Annotated in this window: 19 protein-coding genes and 2 pseudogenes; 5 read left to right on the top strand and 16 right to left on the bottom strand. The window is 72.0% G+C overall.

Translation table 11 applies throughout. The annotated features are described in order from the left end of the window. Positions 1-70 precede the first annotated feature (70 nt). A complete protein-coding gene (locus OG574_RS05745) occupies positions 71-448 on the bottom strand; it encodes a hypothetical protein (protein WP_326772172.1) in 378 nt (125 codons plus the stop codon). A gap of 149 nt (positions 449-597) precedes the next feature. Beyond that, on the bottom strand, positions 598-1,767 hold the full coding sequence (locus tag OG574_RS05740) for a serine hydrolase domain-containing protein (protein WP_326772171.1): 1,170 nt from the start codon (positions 1,765-1,767) through the stop codon (positions 598-600). A 181-nt stretch (positions 1,768-1,948) separates the two neighbouring features. Between OG574_RS05740 and OG574_RS05735 the strand changes: the two genes are divergently transcribed. Both OG574_RS05735 and OG574_RS05730 read left to right on the top strand, forming a co-directional pair. Then, positions 1,949-2,395: a MarR family winged helix-turn-helix transcriptional regulator gene (locus tag OG574_RS05735; RefSeq protein ID WP_326772170.1), complete on the top strand. Its 447-nt coding sequence runs from the start codon at positions 1,949-1,951 to the stop codon at positions 2,393-2,395. Between the two features lie 106 nt (positions 2,396-2,501). Next, positions 2,502-2,903 (top strand): hypothetical protein, encoded by a 402-nt coding sequence (locus OG574_RS05730; RefSeq protein WP_326772169.1) that lies wholly within the window; start codon positions 2,502-2,504, stop codon positions 2,901-2,903. A 62-nt stretch (positions 2,904-2,965) separates the two neighbouring features. Here OG574_RS05730 and OG574_RS05725 read toward each other — a convergent pair whose 3' ends face one another. Together OG574_RS05725 and OG574_RS05720 are read right to left on the bottom strand one after the other, a co-directional pair. Beyond that, entirely contained in the window at positions 2,966-3,598 is a 633-nt protein-coding gene (locus OG574_RS05725; protein ID WP_326772168.1) for an LUD domain-containing protein, read from the bottom strand. Beyond that, a complete protein-coding gene (locus tag OG574_RS05720; RefSeq protein ID WP_326772167.1) occupies positions 3,595-4,062 on the bottom strand; it encodes a nuclear transport factor 2 family protein in 468 nt (155 codons plus the stop codon). The genes OG574_RS05725 and OG574_RS05720 overlap by 4 nt, the downstream gene beginning before the upstream one ends. Before the next feature lie 145 nt (positions 4,063-4,207). Between OG574_RS05720 and sigJ the strand changes: the two genes are divergently transcribed. Then, entirely contained in the window at positions 4,208-5,188 is a 981-nt protein-coding gene (sigJ, locus tag OG574_RS05715; protein ID WP_326772166.1) for an RNA polymerase sigma factor SigJ, read from the top strand. On the opposite strand, the pseudogene OG574_RS05710 reads toward sigJ, so the two are convergent. The 8 genes and pseudogenes from OG574_RS05710 to OG574_RS05675 form a co-directional block, all read right to left on the bottom strand. Beyond that, positions 5,150-6,638: pseudogene (locus OG574_RS05710) on the bottom strand (sialate:H+ symport family MFS transporter). The gene sigJ and the pseudogene OG574_RS05710 sit on opposite strands and share 39 nt — an antisense overlap. Before the next feature lie 88 nt (positions 6,639-6,726). Then, entirely contained in the window at positions 6,727-7,419 is a 693-nt protein-coding gene (locus tag OG574_RS05705; RefSeq protein WP_326772165.1) for an N-acetylmannosamine-6-phosphate 2-epimerase, read from the bottom strand. A gap of 22 nt (positions 7,420-7,441) precedes the next feature. Next, positions 7,442-8,371, bottom strand: a complete 930-nt coding sequence (locus OG574_RS05700) for an ROK family protein (RefSeq protein ID WP_326772164.1) — start codon at positions 8,369-8,371, stop codon at positions 7,442-7,444. Beyond that, on the bottom strand, positions 8,368-9,327 hold the full coding sequence (locus tag OG574_RS05695) for a dihydrodipicolinate synthase family protein (protein ID WP_326772163.1): 960 nt from the start codon (positions 9,325-9,327) through the stop codon (positions 8,368-8,370). The genes OG574_RS05700 and OG574_RS05695 overlap by 4 nt, the downstream gene beginning before the upstream one ends. 179 nt (positions 9,328-9,506) lie before the next feature. Further along, a pseudogene (locus OG574_RS05690) lies at positions 9,507-10,658 on the bottom strand (sialidase family protein); the annotation flags it as partial. 126 nt (positions 10,659-10,784) lie between these two features. Beyond that, positions 10,785-11,507 (bottom strand): FadR/GntR family transcriptional regulator, encoded by a 723-nt coding sequence (locus tag OG574_RS05685; protein ID WP_326772162.1) that lies wholly within the window; start codon positions 11,505-11,507, stop codon positions 10,785-10,787. A 113-nt stretch (positions 11,508-11,620) separates the two neighbouring features. Then, a complete protein-coding gene (locus OG574_RS05680) occupies positions 11,621-12,046 on the bottom strand; it encodes a nuclear transport factor 2 family protein (RefSeq protein WP_326772161.1) in 426 nt (141 codons plus the stop codon). A 29-nt stretch (positions 12,047-12,075) separates the two neighbouring features. Beyond that, the gene (locus tag OG574_RS05675; protein ID WP_326772160.1) at positions 12,076-12,900 is read right to left on the bottom strand and encodes a slipin family protein; all 825 of its coding nucleotides are present in this window, start codon (positions 12,898-12,900) and stop codon (positions 12,076-12,078) included. Between the two features lie 424 nt (positions 12,901-13,324). Between OG574_RS05675 and OG574_RS05670 the strand changes: the two genes are divergently transcribed. Then, positions 13,325-14,140: a putative protein N(5)-glutamine methyltransferase gene (locus tag OG574_RS05670; RefSeq protein WP_326772159.1), complete on the top strand. Its 816-nt coding sequence runs from the start codon at positions 13,325-13,327 to the stop codon at positions 14,138-14,140. A 45-nt stretch (positions 14,141-14,185) separates the two neighbouring features. On the opposite strand, the gene OG574_RS05665 is transcribed toward OG574_RS05670, so the two are convergent. The 3 genes from OG574_RS05665 to OG574_RS05655 all read right to left on the bottom strand — a co-directional run bounded on the left by OG574_RS05665 (position 14,186) and on the right by OG574_RS05655 (position 17,939). Beyond that, positions 14,186-15,235, bottom strand: a complete 1,050-nt coding sequence (locus OG574_RS05665) for a PHP domain-containing protein (protein ID WP_326778375.1) — start codon at positions 15,233-15,235, stop codon at positions 14,186-14,188. A gap of 125 nt (positions 15,236-15,360) precedes the next feature. Further along, entirely contained in the window at positions 15,361-17,280 is a 1,920-nt protein-coding gene (gene otr(A) / locus OG574_RS05660) for a tetracycline resistance ribosomal protection protein Otr(A) (RefSeq protein ID WP_326772158.1), read from the bottom strand. A 188-nt stretch (positions 17,281-17,468) separates the two neighbouring features. Continuing rightward, the gene (locus tag OG574_RS05655; RefSeq protein WP_398376789.1) at positions 17,469-17,939 is read right to left on the bottom strand and encodes a phosphatase domain-containing protein; all 471 of its coding nucleotides are present in this window, start codon (positions 17,937-17,939) and stop codon (positions 17,469-17,471) included. A gap of 120 nt (positions 17,940-18,059) precedes the next feature. Here OG574_RS05655 and OG574_RS05650 point away from each other — a divergent pair, with 120 nt between their 5' ends. Next, on the top strand, positions 18,060-19,088 hold the full coding sequence (locus tag OG574_RS05650) for a DMT family transporter (RefSeq protein WP_326778373.1): 1,029 nt from the start codon (positions 18,060-18,062) through the stop codon (positions 19,086-19,088). Here OG574_RS05650 and OG574_RS05645 read toward each other — a convergent pair. After that, the gene (locus OG574_RS05645) at positions 19,027-19,464 is read right to left on the bottom strand and encodes an SPW repeat protein (protein ID WP_326772157.1); all 438 of its coding nucleotides are present in this window, start codon (positions 19,462-19,464) and stop codon (positions 19,027-19,029) included. The two genes, OG574_RS05650 and OG574_RS05645, sit on opposite strands and share 62 nt — an antisense overlap. Positions 19,465-19,523: the final 59 nt, after the last annotated feature.

Here is a 19,523-nt window from a genome sequence, read left to right as displayed (position 1 = left end):
GAGTGTCACGGGAGGCGGGCAGGAGGGTGTGCCGAAGACCCGCGGGAACTGCTCCTGCCCTCGGGCGCTCTCAGCAGCGGAAGACCTGGAGTATGACGGGGAGGGAGTCGGCCGCCCGTCTCGGCTGGCGGTGCGGGGACCTCTCGCCGGCGCCTGCCGTCGGCGCGACGCCGGGCTCCCCGGCCTGGACCTGCCACGGGCACACGGCCCCGCGCACGGTGCCGTGGGGCACGTACTCCTCGGCGCGGTACCGGTCGCGGGGCAGGTAGTGGTGGGACGAACTCCGGGGCAGCTCGGTGTCGTCGCAGGTGGCGACCGGGCCGCCGGTGTGTGCCAGCGAATCGTGGGCGGACGCGGACGGGGCGCTCCTGACCAGGAGTTGGAGGACGAGCATGCCGACGGTGAGGGCCATCAGGCAGGCCCTTGCTGTCGTCGTGCCGCGTGCCATCCGGTCGGCTCCCTGGTCGCGTCGCCTCGTAATCCTCATGGGCAGTTAGCAGATTAGCCTGGCGAACTGCCCATGTGGTTACCGTAAGGTTGCGCGGCGGTAAGGGCGCGCGGGACGGCGCGTGGTGGCCGGTTTCCGGCGGTCGGATGTCAGCCGAGAGCGTCGTACACGGCGCTGATCAGGGCCATCTTCCGCGGATCGTCGGCGATGTGAGGACCCATCCGGTTCATCACATAGCCCATCGCGACACCCGACTCGGGGTCGGCCGAGCCGAAGGAGCCGCCGAAGCCGTCGTGTCCGACCGCGCGCGGGTTCGGCCCGTACGAGCCGTTCGGCCCGCTCAGCCAGAGGCCGAGGCCCAGCTCCGTCTCGTGCGTGAACCCGGCGCCCAGGACCAGGTCGCGACAGCTGCCCTGACCCTCGCGGATCCGCTCGGCGGCCTCCGGGGACAGGACCTGGTGGTCACCGGACCGGCCCTTGCCCGCGACGATTCCGTACAGCGCGGCGACGGCGCGCGCCGTGCCGTGACCGTTGGCGGCCGGGATCTCGGCGGCGCGCCATGCCGCGGTGTTGGCCTCGGACGCGCCCGCGATCGGATTGGTCAGCGCGGCGAGGGCGGCCGGCGCCAACTGGGCGAAGATCGCGGTCTGTTCGCTGTCGGCCTGCGCGCGCGGGTGCACCATCTCCGCCGCGCGGCCCGACTCCTTGTCCGGCAGTCCGATCGTGAAGTCGATGCCGAGCGGGCCCGTCACCTCGCGCTCCAGGAACGCGCCCGGCAGCAGTCCGCTGACGCGCCGGACGACCTCGCCGACCAGGAACCCGTATGTCAACGCGTGGTAGCCGGAGACCGTGCCGGGCTCCCACCAGGGCTCCTGCGCCGCGAGCCGGGACGTGGTGAGCTCCCAGTCGAAGAGCTGCTCCAGGGAGTGCGGCTCGCGCAGTCCGGCCAGCCCGGCGCGGTGCGACAGCAGATGCCGTACGAGGACGCCGTCCTTGCCGGCCGCGGCGAACTCCGGCCAGTACGTGGCGACCGGTGCGTCCAGGTCGAGCAGGCCGTGGTCGATGAGGATGTGGGCGCACAGGGCGGTCGGCCCCTTGGTCGTCGACCACACGTTGACGACCGTGTCGCGCTCCCACGCGCGCGTGCGGGCCGCGTCGGCCCAGCCGCCCCACAGGTCGACGACGGGCGCGCCGTCGATCAGGACGGTGAAGGCCGCGCCCAGTTCGCCGCGCTCGTCGAAGTTCTCCTCGAAGGTGGCGCGGACGGCGTCGAAGCGCGCGTCGCAGTGTCCTTGGATGCCGGGCGCGTGCTGGGTCATGACGTCTCCGTGGGCCGAAGCGGTGAGGCAGGTCGAGTCGATATGGGTCCGCAGGAGGTGAACATACCGACTGGTCGGACCGGCGGGAAGAGGGGCGAGGCGGATGGTTTCACCACGCCGACCCGGCAGGCGAAATGCGGTGAAATTGCAAGGCTGCCTGTCGACCTTCTACGGTGAGGCCATGCAGCGAGAAACCGCGGACGAGCCGCTCGCAGAACAGGTGGCCGCCGATCTGTCGGCCGTCGTCGGACGGCTGCTCAGGCGGCTGCGCACCGCGTCGCCCGGCGGCCTCCTCACCCCGACGCAGCGAACCGTACTGGCGCGCCTCGACGGCGAAGGTCCCGCCACCACGGCCGCCCTCGCGCGCGCCGAGTACGTGCGGCCCCAGTCGATGCGGCTCACCCTGGCCGCCCTGGAGGAACAGGACTTCGTGGCGCGCACGCCCGACCCGGACGACGGCCGTCAGTCGGTCGTCGCCATCACGGAGAGCGGCCGGCACACTCTCGCCTCGGTCCGCGCCGCCAAGCACAGTTGGCTCGTCCAAGCCCTGGCCGGCGAGCTCGACGACGCCGAACTGCGCACGCTCGCCGAGGCCACCGCGCTCATGGAGCGACTGGTGGAGAAGTGAGCGGTACCGGGAACGGGCGCCCCGCCTCCCGAAGTTGATCTAGGTATGGCATTCTCCTCCGCGAGCGTCGGCGGGCACCGGCCCGCCGGCAAGGGGAGGGGACATCATGAAGACCCGAAACACCGTGATCAGAGCGCTCGCCACCGGTGCCTGCGCGATCGGCCTCGTCGCCGGTCTGCAGGGCCAGGCCTGGGCCGGAACGGTCACCATCTACGCGCCCAGCGGCGCCGGCAACGCCACCTGGAACGCCGATCCGGACGGCTCGATCCCCGGCGACGCGATCCGCGCCTGCGACACCAAGTCGGACGGCTGGGGCATCGAGACCGCTCTCGACTACAACTACGACGGGAAAATGGACCGGAGCATCGACACCCGCGGCCACACCGCCGGTTACTGCAGCCCGTGGAAGGGCGGAGACCTCGAGGAGGGCAGGACCGTCCGCATGTACGTCACCCCGGTCAGCGGATCCAGCTACGGCCCCTCGACGTACATCGACGTCACGGCCTGACACCCACACGCGCCCTGAGCCTCCCCCGGCGTCAGCTGGGGGAGGCCCCGTCAAGCGTCGGTTCAGAACCCGATCGCCTCGCGGAGCAGCAGGACGATTCCCTGGCCCGTGAGGGGTTGCGCGTTGAGGACCAGGAGCTGGTTGACGGAGCTGGACTGTCCGTACACCTCCAGGGCGCGGGCGGTTTCGAGCGGGAGGGCGTGTTCCTCGAGGCGGCGCAGCGCGGTGTCCAGGTCGGGCACCACCTTCTGCGCCCCGACGACCCAGATCGCGCGCCCGGCGCCACCGGCGTACGCGGGCAACTGGCTCCCGCTCGCCGAGGCCACCACGAGGGAGCCGGTCTCGGTGAGCGCGGCGACGCTGCCCACGACGACGTCCGGGACGGCGATGAGGCGCCGGATGTCGTCCGCTTCGGCGGCCCGGTCCATGGTCACCGCGCGGGGCTTGACGGCCGCCCGGTACCGGCCGCTGGTGTTGATGTCGTCGTCGATGCCGGACAGTCGCAACGTCTCGCTGGCCGCGGTGAACACACTGGCGTCCTCCGGGATCAGCTCCTGGACCCGGGTCCGCGCGGCGGCGGCGTCATCCAGGATCTCGACGGTGAAGCGGTGCGCCGCCAGCGCGGCGGCCGCCCGCTCCAAGCGGTCCGCGGGCGCCGGGCCGGTGAACGGCGTGGCCGGAGTCGAGACGGTCATCGTGCCTCCTGAGCAGCGTGGATGTCCCCGGCCGGAGCCGAGCCCGTCAGCGGGGTGGTGTCGAAGTACCGGATCTCGTAGACCCGTTCGGTGAACCTCCAGCCTTCGTCGGTGCGGCGGTATCGGTCGTGGTAGATCGCGTAGTTGAGGCCCTGGAAACCGCTCTGCATGCGCGCGATCTCCTGCATGTAGGCGCGGCCGGTCGCGGTGTCGCCGTCGATCCGGATCACGCCCGGATGCGTGTTCTGCACGAAGAAGTCCCACTGGGCCTGGAGCCGCTCGCCCCCGGTGCGGATCTCCTCCCGGCCGTTCATCTCGATGGGCACGTCGGGCATCCGCAGCACGCCGTCCTCCGCGAACAGGGACGCGAGGCGGGCGCGGTCGCGCATCATCGCCGCGTCGGTGAACTCACCGCGCAGCGCCTCGATCTCGACGCGGTCGGCAATCGCCTGAAAGTCGGTCATCGGCTTCCTCCGTTCCGTATACCTCGTACGACAACGCAGCCCTCCGGAATGTGAGGCGACGCGAACGACGTCACATTCCGGAGGGCTGTCTCGTCAAAGAGATGGAGGGCAGTGACGAGGCCGAGGCAAGGGAGTGCGCGACACCATGGCCAACCGAACCGACACGGCACAAGGCCAGGCCGATCCGGGCCTGAGCGCGATCATGAGCGAGCGGCGCCAGCTGATCAATCTGGCGTACCGGCTCCTCGGCTCGCTGGCCGACGCCGAGGACGTCGTGCAGGAGACGTTCGTCCGCTGGTACGCCATGGACCGGCCGCAACGCGACGCCATCGAAGTCCCCGGCGCCTGGCTGACCACGGTAGCCAGCCGCATCTGCCTCAATCTGCTCGGCTCCGCCCGTGCGCGCAGGGAGCGCTACGTGGGCGAGTGGATCCCGGAACCGCTTCCCGAACGCCGGGAGTGGACCGACGGCGTCACGGCGGACCCGGCGGACCGGATCACCCTCGACGAGTCGGTCGACATGGCGTTCCTCGTCGTACTGGAATCCATGACGCCGGCGGAACGCGTGGCCTTCATCCTTCACGACGTCTTCCGCTACGCGTTCGCCGAGGTGGCCGAGATCGTCGGGCGTACGCCGGCGGCCTGCCGCCAACTGGCCTCCTCGGCCCGCCGCCGCATCCGCGCTTCCCAGGCTCCGGCCGGGCCGACGACCGCGCAGGCCGGTATCGTCCGGGAGTTCAAGCAGGCCTGGGCGGCGAAGGACGTGAGCGCCCTCGTGGGCCTGCTCGATCCCGACGCCACCGTGATCGCCGACGGCGGGGGCCTGGTCGGCGCCCTGCGGCGGCCGGTCACGGGTCGCGAACGGGTCGCCCACGCCTATCTCAACGTCGCCCGCCTCGCACCCGACCAGACACTGCTGGAGCGTACGGTCAACGGCCGGCCCGGCCTGGTCGCCCAGCAGGACGGCGTCACGGTCACCGTGTTCGCCTTCCGCGTCGCCGGCAACCGGATCACCCACATCTGGGCGGTACGCAATCCGGAGAAGCTCCGCCCCTGGACAGAGGGTGGCCGCGGCGGGGCCCGTGTGTCAGCGGGACGCCGCGGGGACCTGCCCGTCGGACGGTGACGTCGCCGCATGCGGCGCAGGTTCGGCGAGGTGGTCGACGGTGCCGTCCGGGTCGGTGAGGCGGTTCAGACGGCCCGGTATGTCGAAGCCGACCAGCAGGACCACGATCACCGTGCCCGCAAAGGTCAGCACGGCCAGGGCGCGCCCCAGGTCCATGCCCGCCGCGAGATGCGCGCCGAGCACCGGCGCGACGGCTCCGCCGAGCGCACCCACGTTGTACGTGAACCCCAGCGCGGCGGCGCGGTTCTCGGTGGGGAAGTGGCCGCCGATGTACCGGGGCAGCAGCCCGGAGATGCCGAAGCTGGTCGCCTGGAGCACGAAGAGCAGGACGCCGAGCAGGAAGAGGTTGTCGCGCACCGCGAACACCGGGAAGACGAAGACCAGCGAGGCGAGCAGCGTCAGCGCGTACGCCTTCTTCGTGCCCATCCAGTCCCCGGCGAAGCCCGCGAGCCAGCAGCCCGCCATCGTGCCGAAACCCGCGAAGTACAGCGCGTCGGTGACCTGTCCCGGCGAGTAGCCCAACTCGGTCTTGAGGTACGTCGGCAGCAGCGCCTGGATCGGCCACGAGTACAGGAACGCGAAGAAGATCGTCACGATCATCGACACATAGAGCAGCCAGCTCTTGCGCCCGCCCAGCTGCACGGCGAACGCGATCAGCGCCACCGCGGCCACGGCGGACAGCGCGGGCACGAGCCCGTCGCCGACGGGCGTGAAGATCGCGAACAGCGACACGGTGGCGGCCACGGCGAGGACGACGTTCACCGTCGCCCTGGCGGGCGTGGCGAACAGCGGCCGGAACGGGTTCGGCCGCTCCTTCTCCGACTGCCTGCCGACCGACTCGCTCGCTCCAGTCCGCCGCCTCCGGCAGCGCCCGCCGCATCCACAGCGCGACAACGATCGGGACCAGGCCCACATAGAACATCCAGCGCCAGCCCAGCGTGGGCACGACCCAGTTGTAGACCTGTGCGGCGAGCACCGAACCCATCGAGAAGCCCGAGATCAGGAACCCGCTGGCCCGGTTGCGCACGCGCGTGGGCCAGCTCTCCATGACGTACGTGGCGCTGGCGCTGTACTCGCCGGCCATGCCCATCCCGATCGCGAGGCGCGCCACGAACAGGCTCGTGTAGTCCCAGGCGAAGCCGCACGCGAACGTGCCCAGGGAGTACAGGAGGATGCTGAGGACCATCGAGAGCTTGCGGCCGTACCGGTCGCCGAGCGCGCCCAGGACGGCTCCGCCGAGCCAGCGCGTGATGAACGCGCCCGAGATCAGGCTCGCGGCCTGCACGGTGCTCAGGCCGAACTCCGAGCTGATCTCGGTCAGTACGAGGGTGATCAGGACGAAGTCGAACCCGTCGAGGACGTAGCCGATCCAGGCGGCGAAGAACGCCTTCCAATGGGGGCGGCTCACCTCGCGGTACCAGGGGAGCGGTGGCTTGGCTGTGGTGTGCACGATTACTCCAGGATGCCGGAAGGACTCACCGTCGAGTCCCGTCTGCGGTGTGGGGTGCGGTACGGCCTGTGTGGGGGGTGAGCGGGAACTACGTACGGGGGAGTGCGGCCGCGAAACGCGAGGTCAGCGCGGTGGGCGCGGTGATCGCGGTGCCGACGACGACGCTGTGAGCGCCCCGCGCGAGCGCCAGCGCGGCCTCTTCGGGGGTGCTGATACGGCCTTCGGCGACGACCGGGACGTCCACCGTGGCCGAGAGCGCGGCGACCAGTTCGAGGTCGGGGCCGTCCTGGCGGGGGGAGCCGGGAACGTAGCCGGACAGCGTCGTGGACACGAGGTCCGCGCCGGCGGCGGCCGCGGCGACGCCCTCGTCGAGGGTCGCCACATCGGCCATCACCAGGGCCCCGGCGGCGTGCACCGCGGCCACGATGTCGGCGAACGTGCCGCCGTCGGGGCGGGGGCACGCGGTCGCGTCGGCCGCGACGATGTGGGCGCCCGCCTCGGCGACGGCCAGGGCGTGCCGGACGGTCGGCGTGATGTAGACGCCGGTGTCGCCGTCCTTCCACAGCCCGATGAGCGGCAGGTCGACGGCGGCGGAGATCGCGGCGACGACCTCGGGTTCGTTGGCCCGGATCCCGGCCGCCCCGCCGGCCGCGGCGGCCCGCGCCAGCCGTACGAGGGTGTCGGTGTCGCGCAGGGGATCGCCGGGCGGCGCCTGACAGGAGACGATCAGCCGGCCCTTGAGCAGGTCGGCGACGGGGGACGAGGGCGCGGGGTCGTTCATCGAGGACTCCAGGGAGGGGTGTTCAGGACTGCGGCGGCGCGTGCAGCGGCACCTGGGAGGGCAGGCGCGCGGCGCCGATGACGGCGGCGTCGGCCCCGAAGAGGGGCCTGGAGGGCCGGAGGCGAGCCAACGGCGGCATGAGTTCGCAGACGAACGCCTCGGTCAGCGCGTCCCGGTAGAGCGGCCCGATGTGGGGCACTCCGCCTCCGACGACGACCCGGTCCGGCCCGAGCGTGTTCGCGAGTCCGCCCAGGACCCGGCCCGCGGCGACCGCGCCCGTCACGATGGCGCGCACGGCAGGCTCCTCACCCGACGCGGCCCGCTCGGCCACGGTCTCCAGGCGTTCCACGGGCCGGCCCGTGAGCCGCCCGTACAGCGCGGCGATCCCGGGCCCCGAGGCGACGGCTTCGAGGTGGCCCGTGCCGCCGCAGGTGCACGGCAGCCCCGCCGCTTCCGGACTCGGCACATGGCCGAGGTGGCCCGCGATGCCCGCCGTTCCGTGCACCATGCGCCCTCCCACGGCCACCGCGCCGCCGACACCGGTGCCGATCGCCGCGTAGACGAGGGACGCGCCCGCGCCGGCGGCGGCCAGTTCGGGAGCCGCCGTCGCGCGTACGTCGTTGTCGCACGCCACCGGGAGTCCCGTACGGGCCGCGAGACCGGCGGCGAGCGCCGTGCCCGCCCAGCCGCGGATCGAGTCGGTGGCGCTGGTGACCGTGCCGGTCACAGGGTCGATCACCCCGGCCGCCGCGACCCCGAGTGCGGCGGGCCCTGCGCCGCCGTCGACCGAGCGGGCCGCGTCGGCGAGCGCGTCGAGCACGGCGCCGGGTCCGTCGGCGGCGGGCGTGGGCCGGGTGTGCCGGGCCAGGACCGTGCCGTCCGGGGCCACGAGCGCGGCGGCGATCTTCGTGCCTCCGAGGTCGAGGCCGATCGCGGGACCCGTGACCGTCATCGGACCGGCGCGAGCCCGGCAGCACGCAGGTGCCGCGCGACCTCGGCGACGGACTCCGCGCCGAGCTGGATCTGCGGGAACGCCGTGTCGCCGCACTCGATGACCCCGAGCAGCCGCAGCGCCGCCTTGAACGAGCCGAGTGCGGACGAACTGCGCCCCATGTCGGCCTCGGGGCCGACGTCGACCATCCCGAACAGCGCGACGAGACGCTCCTGCTCCTTGGCGGCGAGCGTCCAGTCACCGGCCAGCGCGGCGTCGTAGAGGCGCACGTATCCGGCGGGATCGACGTTGCCGATGCCGGGCACGACGCCGTCCGCGCCGGCCAACAGGGCGCAGTCCACGGTGAGTTCGGATCCGGTGAGTACCGAGAAGTGCGGGGCGGGCCCGTCCGCGCGGCCGTCGCGGCCGCCCAGCTCGACGATCAGCCGGCGCAGCCCGCCCTCGTCGCCGCTGCTGTCCTTGAGGCCGGCGAGCGTGCCGTCCTCGGCGAGCTCGCGCACCAGAGACGCGGGGAGCTTGCTGTGGACGGCGACCGGGATGTCGTACGCGAACAGCGGCAGGTCCACGCTCGCGCGCAGGGTGCGGAAGTGGCCCGCGATCTCCTTGGGGTGGGTGCGCGTGTAGAAGGGCGCGGTGGCGACCAGGGCGTCGGCGCCGAGCTCGGCGGCCACGCGCGCGTGGGCGATGACGCGCGCGGTCGTCGTGTCGATGACACCGGCGAGCACGGGGACCCGGCCCGCCGCCGTCTCCACGACGGTCCGCAGGGCGACGGCACGCTGCTCGTCGGTCAGATACGCGACCTCGCTGGTCGAGCCGAGCGCGAACAGTCCGTGCACGCCGCCCGCGACGAGGTGCTCGACGAGACGGGCGAGGGAGGCGGTGTCCACCTGGCCCGCCTCGTCGAGGGGGGTGCAGACGGGCGGGACGACCCCGCGCAGGGGTGCGGTCAGGGGCATGGCGGCGCTCCGGATTCTCTTCGGTTCAGAGGGGGTAGGGCATCAGACGTAAGACGTCCTATGTCCTGGCGCCACCTTAAGTCGCGCCCCGCGGGGGTGGTCAAGGGGTGGAGGTCACATTCCCGCGACGGTCACCCGGTCGCAGGGATCGTGTGGTCACATGGGCGTCAACGGCGCCCGCACCCGCCGCCCAGCCACTTCACGTCGAACGAGGCGTACGTCATGTACTGGTAGTCGCCGCGTTCGTACAGCAGGCCCACGCGTCCGTCCGGCAGGCGGGTCAGGGTGGAGTAGGCGGCCGCGCCGGGGTCGACGACCTTCTTCACGGGCCACGTCCTGCCGTTGTCGCAGGACATCTTGACGGTGAGGTTGCGGCGGGCCCGGGTGTCCTCGGTGTTGCTGAACAGGAGCCACTTCGAGCGGGGGTCGCTCGGCGGCGCGTCGGGGGCGTACCGGATGATCGACGCGTTGTTCGCCGGGTCGGGCAGCTGCGGGTCGGGCGTGAACGGCGTGTACGTGACCCCGCCGTCCGTGGAGTACGCGATGGTCCGGTACGGCGCCGAGCGGTTGTTGAGCATGACGGTCCCGTCGGACAGCTCCACCGTCTTGTTCTCGTCGCCGCCCGGCCCGACCGGCTCGCCCATCCTCCAGGTCGCGCCATGGTCGTCGCTGTACGCGCTCGCCGCATAGTTCGCGCCGTCGATCCGGATCGCGTACTGCTGGAGGAGGCGCCCCTTGTGCGGGCCGTGGCGCAGCTGGATGCCCTCACCGGACGCGGCGAACAGGCCGCCCCACGCGGGGTTCTTGACCATCGACGTGATGCGGCGGTGGTGCCACGTCACCCCGTCGTCGTCCGAGTAGCTGTAGTCGGCGTGCAGGATGTCGGGATCGTCGTCGCTGTTGCCGGTGTGCGCCCCGGCGAAGCCCTGGTTCACCGAGGCGGCGTGGAAGAGGAAGATCCTGCCCGTGGTGCGGTCGGTGAGCAGGCTCGGGTCGCCGAACCCCTTCGGGGCGGCCTCGCTCCGCACCACCTGCTGCGCCTTCCAGGTGGCGCCGCCGTCCGTGCTGCGCCGCACCACGAGGGCGATGTGGCTGGGCAGATCGGCCATCGTTGGCCGGCCGTCGTAGGCCGCGATCAGCGTGCCCTGTGTGGACGTGGTGAGGGCCGGTATCCGGTACTGCGGAAATCCGTCTCCCCGGGTGGCGAGGTCCTGGGAGGTCAACTCGCCCTGATGATCAGGGCGTTGGTCGCCGTGGGCGAGGGCGGGTGTCCCCGATCCCAGGGCGAGAAGTCCGGCGGACATCAGTGCGACGAGCATTCTTCGATGCATGGACGGCTCTCATCTCTGCGGAGGTTCTGCGAGCACATCAGACGTCAGATGTCCGTACGGCGAGGAAGACAGCAGACGTCAGATGTCCTGTTCGTTGAGGGACCCTAGGGGCGCCGCAGAAGGCCGTCAAGAGCGCGTGCGGGCCTCGGAGATGCGCCGCCGGACCGGCGCGTAGTGCTCGCCGATGGCCTGGACGAACGCCACCGGGTCGCCCGCGCGGGCCGCCGTCACGATGCTGTGGTGTGCGGCGACGGTCTCCGCCTGCTCGGTGTGCGTGAAGCCGTCGATCTGCGGGGCCACAATGGCGTACACATCCCAGAAGGCCATCGAGAGCTGGCCCATCAGGTCATTGCCGAGCGGCGCGACGAGCAGGGCGTGGAACGCGCGGTCGGCCTCGATGAGGCCCCGGCCGTCGCCGCCGACGCCGGCGTCGCTCATCCGGGTCACCAGGCGTTCCAGCGCGTCGAGTTGCTCGCCGCTGAGCGACGCGACGATCCGCTCGGCCATGCCGCGCTCGAACAGCTCACGCACGTCGACGAGGTCGGCGAGCACCTGCACGTCGTCGTCGGGGCTCAGCAGCCCGCGGAACGTCAGGCTCTCCACCAGCGCGGACAGACTCAGGTGTCCCACGTACGTGCCGTGGCCGTGCCTGACCTCGACGATGTCGAGCGCGTGCAGGATCTTGACCGCCTCGCGGACGCTGGATCGGCTCGCGCCGAGCGCCTCGCACAGCTCCGTCTCCGTGGGCAGCGGATCGCCGGGGTGCAGCTTGTTCTCGAGGATGTACCGCTTGATGCCGTCGGCGACTTCCTGCCTGAGCAGCGGCCGGACCGGCCTGGTACCGGGCATGAGCGGTCTCCCCACCTCTGGACGCGCCTGGACCCGCGGCCCGGGCCGCTTCTACGCTACCAAGGCATCGGACATCAGATGTCCGGGGCCGGGTGGGCCGGCAACCCCGCCCCTCAAGGCGTCCTGCCGCCGTCGGCTCCGAGGAACAGTGCCCCTTCGGGCTCCTGCCGACCACTGGTCTGGTGCCAGTAGTCCCGCGTCTCGACTGCGAGCCCGTCACCGCGGAACCGTACGAACACGCAGCCCGCCAGCGTCGAGACCTCGCCGCCCTCTTCGGCCACCACCCGGAACTCGGCCACGGCCAGTCCGTCGGGCCCGACCACCGGAGGCCCGAACCGCACGTCGAGCGGGCGCTCGTCCTCGAACGACCAGCGCAGATAGTCGGCGAGCGCCGCCCGGCCCCGGTGCGGCGCCCTGAACGGCATCGAGCGGTGCACGCAGTCCTCCGGGTAGAGCGCGAGGAGCGCCGGGACGTCGTGCCGCGTCCAGCCCCGCTCCCAGGTCTCGACGAACCGCCGTGCCGCGTCAGCTGTGTCCATGTGGGTGCGAACGCGCCCCCGTGGCGCCGTCATTCCTCGGAGCTCGCCGGCTTCTTGTGTTCGCCCTCCTCGACGGCGGGCGGTGGGGGACCGGGCTGCTGTGCCCGTTCGAGGAAGCGCAGGAGTTCCACCGGGAAGGGCAGTACGAGGGTCGAGTTCTTCTCGGCGGCGACGGCCACCACGGTCTGCAGGAGCCGGAGTTGGAGCGCCGCGGGCTGTTCGGACATCTGGGCTGCGGCCTCGGCGAGTTTCTTGGAGGCCTGGAGTTCGGCGTCGGCGTTGATGACGCGGGCGCGCCGCTCACGGTCGGCCTCGGCCTGCCGCGCCATGGACCGCTTCATCGTTTCGGGCAGCGACACGTCCTTGATCTCGACGCGGTCGATCTGTACGCCCCAGCCGATGGCCGGGCTGTCGATCATCAGCTCAAGGCCCTGGTTGAGCTTTTCGCGATTGGAGAGCAGGTCGTCGAGGTCGCTCTTGCCGATGATGGAGCGCAGTGAGGTCTGGGCCATCTGCGAGACGGCGAACCGGTAGTCCTCGACCTGCACGATCGCGTTGGCGGCGTCGACGACCTTGAAGTAGATGACGGCGTCGACCCGGACGGTGACGTTGTCGCGGGTGATGCCGTCCTGGGCGGGCACCGGCATGGTCACTATCTGCATGTTGACCTTGTGCAGCCGGTCGATACCGGGGACGACGGTGGTGAAGCCCGGCCCACGGACCGCGCCGTGCAGCCGGCCAAGGCGGAAGACCACGCCTCGCTCGTACTGCTTGACCACACGGGCCGCCGCGGCGGCGTAGACAGCGCCGAACGAGGCGGCCGCGGCCACGGCCGTGAGCAGTTCCGCCAGCATGGCGACCCCCTGTCTTTTGAGTCGTCCAGCTCGATGTGCGGAGGCCGGCTCGGGGTGCGTAAGCCGGCGACGGTGTGCGTGAGCGGTTTGGTCCGCTTAATCCACGATATGCCCGAAGTCTCCAAATGGGCGAGGAGTGTCGATCGCTCACGCGGAGTGACCGCGTCCGGCCCTCCGATGCGCGCCGAACGGGCCCTTCCGGCGGCCGGAGGGCCGCTCGCGCCCGGGCCCAACTCCCGGCCGGGCCACGGCGACGGCTGGGGTAGTGTTACCGCTCCCAGCAGCGCTTCGGCCGAGGAGGTGAGCCCCATTACCGCTGTGTCAGGTCGGGTGCTCCCTCCGCAGACCCGCGCGGTCCGCCGTACGTAGGTGGCCGCAGGTCATCGGGAGCCCCATCGGCATCCCGAAAGGTCACGCTTCATACATGTCGGTTCACCCGTCACCCCCGTCACACCACGACCACCCCGCCGCCGTCGCCAGGCTGCGCGCAGCGGGCTGTGTCTTCGCCGAGGAAGAGGCGGACATCCTCCTCTCGACGGCTCGTACGCCGGACGAACTCGCCGCGATGGTCGAGCGCCGCGTGGAGGGCCTGCCCCTCGAACATGTCGTCGGCTGGGCGGAGTTCTGCGGTCTGCGTATCACGCTCGAACCCGGTGTCTTCGTCCCGCGGCGCCGCACCGAGTTCCTCGCCCGCCGGGCGGCCGCCCTCGCGCCCGCCGGGGCCGTCGTCCTCGATCTGTGCTGCGGCAGCGGCGCGGTGGCCGCGGCACTCGCCACCCACGCCGACCCCGCCGAACTCCACGCCGCCGATCTGGACCCGGCGGCCGTGCGCTGCGCCCACCGGAACGTGTCGCCGTTCGGCGGCGAGGTCCACGAGGGCGACCTGTACGCGCCCCTGCCCCCAGGGCTCAGGGGCCGCGTCGACATCCTGGCCGCCAACGGCCCGTACGTTCCCACCGGCGACGTCGCCCTGCTCCCGCCCGAGGCCCGTGACCACGAGCGGCGCATGGCGCTCGACGGAGGCGCCGATGGGCTCGACATCATGCGCCGCGTCGCGGCCGGGGCGCCTCAGTGGCTCGCCCCGGGCGGGCACCTCTTCGTGGAGACCAGCGAACAGCAGGCCGCCGAGGCCGTCGCGGCGGTCATCCGCAGCGGTCTGTCGGCCCGGGTCGTGACGGACGACGACCTGTACGCCACCGTGGTCATCGGAACGAAGCGGGGCGCGGCGGGGGAGGGGTAGCGACCGTGCGCGGCGGTGTGGGGACGTGGCCCTCTGCGTCCCGCACTACCCCGCCCGGCTCGGGGCCCGGCGCGTGCGTGTCCAGGCGAGGAGTTCGTCGGCCGGCCAGGTGTTCACCACGCGGTCGGCCGGTACCTCGCACTCCTCGGCGCGGGCGCAGCCGAGGTGCTGCCAGTCGAGCTGCCCCGGTGCGTGCGCGTCCGTGTCGACGGAGAACAGCGTGCCCGCCGCCACGGCCTCGCGCAGGAGCCGGCGCGGCGGGTCGAGGCGTTCGGGGCGGCTGTTGATCTCGACCGCGGTGCCGGACTCCGCGCACGCCGCGAACACGGCTTCGGCGTCGAACTCCGACTCGGGGCGGCCCCGTCCGACCTTGTTCCGTCCCGTCACGAGCCGTCCCGTGCAGTGTCCGAGCACATCGGCGAGCGGGTTCGTCACGGCGGCCACCATCCGGCGCGTCATCGCGGGCGCGTCCATGCGCAGCTTGGAGTGGACCGACACGACGACCAGGTCGAGCCGGTCGAGGAGTTCGGGTTCCTGGTCGAGGGACCCGTCGGCGAGGATGTCGCACTCGATGCCGGTGAGCAGCCGGAAGGGCGCCCAGCGCTTGTTCAACTCCGCTACTACGGCCAGCTGTTCACGTAACCGCTCCGGCGACAGGCCGCGTGCCACCGTCAGGCGCGGAGAGTGGTCGGTCAGCACCGCCCACTCGTGACCGAGGGCGATCGCCGCTCGGCCCATCTCCTCGATGGGGCTGCCGCCGTCCGACCAGTCGGAGTGCAGATGGCAGTCGCCGCGCAGCAATGCGCGCAGCCGCTCGCCGCCGTCGGTGAGCGGCGCCGCCGCGCCCTCACTCTCCAGGCCCTCCAGATAGGCCGGTACCTCGCCTGCCAGCGCCTCCCGCACCACCTGAGCCGTCTTGGGCCCGACCCCCTTCAGCGATTCGAGCGTCCCGGCCGCGGCGCGCTCGGCCACCTCCCCCTCGGGCAGCGCGCCGAGCACCTGGGCGGCGGTACGGAAGGCTCCGGCGCGATACGGGGGCGCGAGCGTGCGCTCCAGGAGAAAGGCGACCCGCTCCAGCGCCTCGACGGGTTCCATGGCCATGCCCTTCGCCACCTCCCGCTCCCGCGTCGCGTACCGCTTCCCTCCAGCGTCGCTCAGCCCCGCGTGCGCCGCGACACGCGAGGCCGTGGAGGCCAGACACGGAGGGGAGTGCCTCTTGTCTACGCCGCATGCTCCGGCGTACGGACGAGCCGGTCGCCGGACACTCGGGACCACCACACGCCCTCCCCGCGCGTCAGACCCGGCAGAGCGAGCTCGGCCTCCCGCACCTTGCGGGCCGGGAGCGTGCCCGTGACCACCCAGGACGTGGTGCCGCCCGTCGTGTTGCCGAACTCGGCCTCCGCTGCGGAGAGCCGGGCCGTCACGGCGGCGAGCGCGTCCAGCGGGATCTCCGCCTCGAACGCGTGCACAGGCTCGTGCACCGTCGTCCCCGCCCGCTCCAGCGCGCGCCGCAGTACGAGCCGCGTCAGCCCCCGGAAGTCCCCGGCGACAGTGATCGGTGACCAGAACCCGGAGCGGACGAGCGTGACCCGGCAGTCCGTCACGGACCAACCGCGAGGCCCCTCGCCGAGCGTCGCGTGGACCGTGTCCTCGATGGCCTGGTGGAAGGCGCGGGGCAGCGCGCCCAGCTCCGTCTCGTACGCGAAGACCCGCCCGGAACCCCGGGGTCCCGGCTCCACGCGCAGCCCGACGGTCGCGCAGAATCCCGTCTCGCGGTTGTTCGTGATGTCCTCGTACACCTCGACGGTGCCTGCGGGGCGCTCGACGCAGCGGATGCGGCTCGGCTCGAAGACGGCCTCGATGCCGTAGTCCTGGACGAGGGTCGCGGCCAGGACCTCCTTCTGCACCTCGCCGTAGAGCAGCAGCGCCGTGCTTCCGTCGGGCGCGGCCTCCGCGTGGATGAGCGGATCCTGCCCCGCGATGTCGAGGAGCGCGGTCCGAAGCGCCGCCGAGCGGCCGGGCCGCACGGCGCGTACGAGTGTCTCCAGCGTGGGCGGCGCGAAGCCGGGCGCCCGGTCAAGGCCGTCGCGTGGGCCGAGCCGGTCGCCGACCCGGACGTCCGGCACGCCCCGCAGCTCACCGATGTTCCCGGCCGTGAGCGTGTGGGTCGTTCGCCCCACCACGTCGAGGCCGGTGGCGCGCCCGGGGATCTCGGTGACGGAGCCGTCGGACGCATCCCGGAGAAACGTCACACGTTGACGTTCTGTCACTTCTCCCTCGTACAGACGGAGATAGGCCAACCGCTCGCCGACCGGGCCGCGTCGGACGGCGAAGACGCTGCCGCACGGTGCGGCGCCGGGGGTCCGTGCGGCGGGACGGTAAGGGATCAACCGGGGGATTTCCTCGATGAGTTGGGCGACGCCCTGGCCGCCGAGGGCCGAGCCGAACAGGACGGGGTGCACGGAGCCGTCCGCGGTGCGTGCCGCGAGGACCCGGCGCAGTTCGGCGGCGGTCGGTTCGGGGCCGTCGACCAGACCTGCGAGCACCGAGTCGTCGACCTCGGCGAGCGCTTCCGCGACAGTGGCCCGTACAGCCGGGTCGTCGAGGCTTCGCGGGACCGTCCGGGCCTGCGGGCCGCCCGCGTCGTGGACCTTCGTGAGCGGCACGACGTGCGGGGTCAGACGGCGGCGGACCTCGTCGAGCAGCGCTTCGTCCCGCGCGCCCGCCCGGTCGATCTTGTTGACGAAGACGAGGGTGGGCAGCCGCAGTCGGCGCAGGGTCTTGAGGAGGACCCGCGTCTGGGCCTGGACGCCCTCCACGGCGGACAGCAGGAGCACGGCGCCGTCGAGGACTTCGAGGGCGCGTTCGACCTCGGCGATGAAGTCGGAGTGCCCAGGGGTGTCGATCAGGTTGATCTGGACGTCGCCGACGGTGAACGCGGCGACGGCCGAGCGGATCGTGATGCCGCGCTGCCGCTCGATCTCGCCGGTGTCGGTGCGGGTGTCGCCCGCGTCGACGCTGCCGAGGCGGGTGATCGCGCCGGTGTCGAAGAGGAGGCGCTCGGTGAGGCTGGTCTTACCGGCGTCGACGTGGGCGAGAATGCCGATGTTCAGGGTGTGCCGCGTGGGCTGGGAAGGCATGGAAGGTCGAGTCCTCGAAAGAGTTCGTCCGGTCAGGGCGCTGAACTGCTTCGAAGGAATGACGCATTCCGTGCTCCAGGGCTGTCGGGGGCGTGGCCCGACCATGATGCGGGGCTACCGCCAGGCCCGCGCAACTCATTTTCCGTGGCCCGGCGCTCGCGATGCCCCGCCGGCTCTCGCGGGTGGGGTCAGCCGGCGAAGTACCGCACGTACCGCCTCTGCCAGGGCGTCTCCACCGCTTGCGCGTCGTAGTTCCGGCGCACGAACTCCACTGCGCGCTCGGCCGGTACGCCGTCCAGGACTGCCAGGCAGGCCAGTGCCGTCCCGGTCCGCCCGTGGCCACCGCCGCACGCGAACTCGACCCGCTCCCCGGCGGCCCGCTCCCACGCGTCCGCGAACACCTTCCGGGCTTCATCGCGGCTGCTCGGCAGCCAGAAGTCGGGCCACCGCAGCCACCGCGACTCCCACGGGACGCCGGGCGGCCGACGGCCGAGGAGATGCACCGCGTACGAGGGCGAGGGGCCCGGCGGGAGCGGGCGGCGCAGACCGCGCCCGCGAACCATCCGTCCGGACGGCAGGAGGAGGACGCCGGGGGCGCCTGCCTCCCACAGGACCCCGGCGCCCGACTCGGACGGGGGCCCGGAATCGGATTCGCTCATCTGCGTTCCATTCCCTGTGTGAACAGTTCGTTCGACGGACGGGTGACCACGGCTCAGAGGAGGCGAGAGTATCTAGGAGAATCCCCGAATCCCGAACCACGGAGGCAGTACGTGGAGTTGATGCTCACGGGACGTCGCGCACTCGTGCCGCTGCTCGCGACCGTACTCGTCGCGCTGCTCGCCGGGACCTGGCTCATGTCGGGCGCCCTCGTCGAGGCCGCCGGTCCCCTGACGGTCGCCACGGGGCGCACCGCGGTGTGCTGCGTCGTCCTCACCGCCTTCGCCGCCGCCCGATCATCGGGGCGCGTGCGGATGCGCCGAGTCGTCCAACGCCCCTGGCTGGTCTGCCTGTTGGCCCTGCTCGGTTTCGCCGGATACGCCGCGGGCACCCTCCTCGCCATCCCGCGCGTAGGCACCTCCCTCACGAATCTCGTCGTCGCCCTCATGCCGTGTGCGGGAGTGGCCATCGGCGCGCTCTGGTTCGGCGAGCGCGCGAGCCGGCGCTCCGTGGCCGGCGCCCTCCTCGCGACAGCGGCGGCCGGCGCATACGCGGCACTCGGCGGCCAGGGCACCCTCGACGCACCGGGCCTGCTCCTGGCGCTCGCCGGGATGCTCGGGTTCGCGGTGTACGGGTTCCTCTACCGGCGCACTCTCGCCGGTCTGCCGCCACTTGCCGTACTGCCGGTGCTCCTCGCCGCCGCCACCGTGATGCTGCTGCCCCTCACCCTGCCGGGGCTCCTCGCGCATCCGCCGTCGCCGGCGCAGTGGGCGGGGATCGCGCTCCTCGGGGGTGCCGTGTACGCCCCCGCCTATCTGGTGCAGCACCGGCTGATCCTGCTCAAGGGGCCCGTGTTCACCGCCGCCGTCCAGCTCGCCGTGCCGTTCACGGTGCGGATCGGTGACTGGGTCGTGGGCACGGCGTCCGCTCCGGGAGCCACCGAGGCCGCGCTGCTCGCCGCCGCCTGCGCGGGCATCGCCCTCGTCACCCTGGAGCGGCGACGGCCCGGGAGCGGTGTGAGCGCTCCCGGGCCGTCAGTGACTCCCGATTCCGTTGGATCTGCCGACTCTTGTGGGGCGGCGTTGCCTGCTACGTTGCCCGGCTGCCCTTCATCGACAGGCTCGCGCACAAGATCCCGAGCACGAGGATGAGACCACCGATGATCACGTTGTTGAGGATGACTCCCAGGTCGGGGCTGGAGCCCACGACCCACGGCGCGATGATCATCCAGGCGCCCATGGCGCACATGGCCCAGCTGAGGCCGTACATCCGGGTCGGGGTGACGGCGAACCCGACGGCCAGGACTCCGATCGCGATGCCCATGATCAGGTTATGGGTCGCGAGCTGTGGCTGGTTGGCACTGTAGTGGACCACCCAGGGAGAGATGGCGCAGTAGAGACCGATCAGGAAGACCGGTGCGTCCATGAGCGCCACATCGCGGCCACCGAGTACGCGCGCGTACCGGTCCCGCATTTCCGAGACATCAGGGTGACTGGAGAGGTCAGGCCTGTGGTGAACGTCGGCCATGAGAATCGACTCCTTAGGGTTTCGAAGTCTGACCGCGTAGCGCGGCGGGCTGCCACGCA

It is taken from the genome of Streptomyces sp. NBC_01445 (genome assembly GCF_035918235.1).
Lineage (GTDB): Bacteria > Actinomycetota > Actinomycetes > Streptomycetales > Streptomycetaceae > Streptomyces.
Note: the sequence above shows the minus strand (reverse complement) of the source record. Positions and strands in the feature narration are given on the sequence as shown.

Excerpts from the sequence above, each read along its gene's own strand:
- OG574_RS05670 (WP_326772159.1), top strand. The coding sequence starts at position 13,325 with ATGTCGGTTCACCCGTCACCCCCGTCACACCACGACCACCCCGCCGCC.
- OG574_RS05745 (WP_326772172.1), bottom strand. The coding sequence starts at position 448 with ATGGCACGCGGCACGACGACAGCAAGGGCCTGCCTGATGGCCCTCACC.
- OG574_RS05675 (WP_326772160.1), bottom strand. The coding sequence starts at position 12,900 with ATGCTGGCGGAACTGCTCACGGCCGTGGCCGCGGCCGCCTCGTTCGGC.
- OG574_RS05680 (WP_326772161.1), bottom strand. The coding sequence starts at position 12,046 with ATGGACACAGCTGACGCGGCACGGCGGTTCGTCGAGACCTGGGAGCGG.
- OG574_RS05695 (WP_326772163.1), bottom strand. The coding sequence starts at position 9,327 with ATGCCCCTGACCGCACCCCTGCGCGGGGTCGTCCCGCCCGTCTGCACC.
- OG574_RS05740 (WP_326772171.1), bottom strand. The coding sequence starts at position 1,767 with ATGACCCAGCACGCGCCCGGCATCCAAGGACACTGCGACGCGCGCTTC.
- OG574_RS05700 (WP_326772164.1), bottom strand. The coding sequence starts at position 8,371 with ATGACGGTCACGGGTCCCGCGATCGGCCTCGACCTCGGAGGCACGAAG.
- OG574_RS05685 (WP_326772162.1), bottom strand. The coding sequence starts at position 11,507 with ATGCCCGGTACCAGGCCGGTCCGGCCGCTGCTCAGGCAGGAAGTCGCC.
- OG574_RS05650 (WP_326778373.1), top strand. The coding sequence starts at position 18,060 with ATGCTCACGGGACGTCGCGCACTCGTGCCGCTGCTCGCGACCGTACTC.
- OG574_RS05735 (WP_326772170.1), top strand. The coding sequence starts at position 1,949 with ATGCAGCGAGAAACCGCGGACGAGCCGCTCGCAGAACAGGTGGCCGCC.
- OG574_RS05655 (WP_398376789.1), bottom strand. The coding sequence starts at position 17,939 with ATGAGCGAATCCGATTCCGGGCCCCCGTCCGAGTCGGGCGCCGGGGTC.
- OG574_RS05665 (WP_326778375.1), bottom strand. The coding sequence starts at position 15,235 with ATGGAACCCGTCGAGGCGCTGGAGCGGGTCGCCTTTCTCCTGGAGCGC.
- OG574_RS05730 (WP_326772169.1), top strand. The coding sequence starts at position 2,502 with ATGAAGACCCGAAACACCGTGATCAGAGCGCTCGCCACCGGTGCCTGC.
- OG574_RS05645 (WP_326772157.1), bottom strand. The coding sequence starts at position 19,464 with ATGGCCGACGTTCACCACAGGCCTGACCTCTCCAGTCACCCTGATGTC.
- sigJ (WP_326772166.1), top strand. The coding sequence starts at position 4,208 with ATGGCCAACCGAACCGACACGGCACAAGGCCAGGCCGATCCGGGCCTG.
- OG574_RS05720 (WP_326772167.1), bottom strand. The coding sequence starts at position 4,062 with ATGACCGACTTTCAGGCGATTGCCGACCGCGTCGAGATCGAGGCGCTG.
- OG574_RS05705 (WP_326772165.1), bottom strand. The coding sequence starts at position 7,419 with ATGAACGACCCCGCGCCCTCGTCCCCCGTCGCCGACCTGCTCAAGGGC.
- OG574_RS05725 (WP_326772168.1), bottom strand. The coding sequence starts at position 3,598 with ATGACCGTCTCGACTCCGGCCACGCCGTTCACCGGCCCGGCGCCCGCG.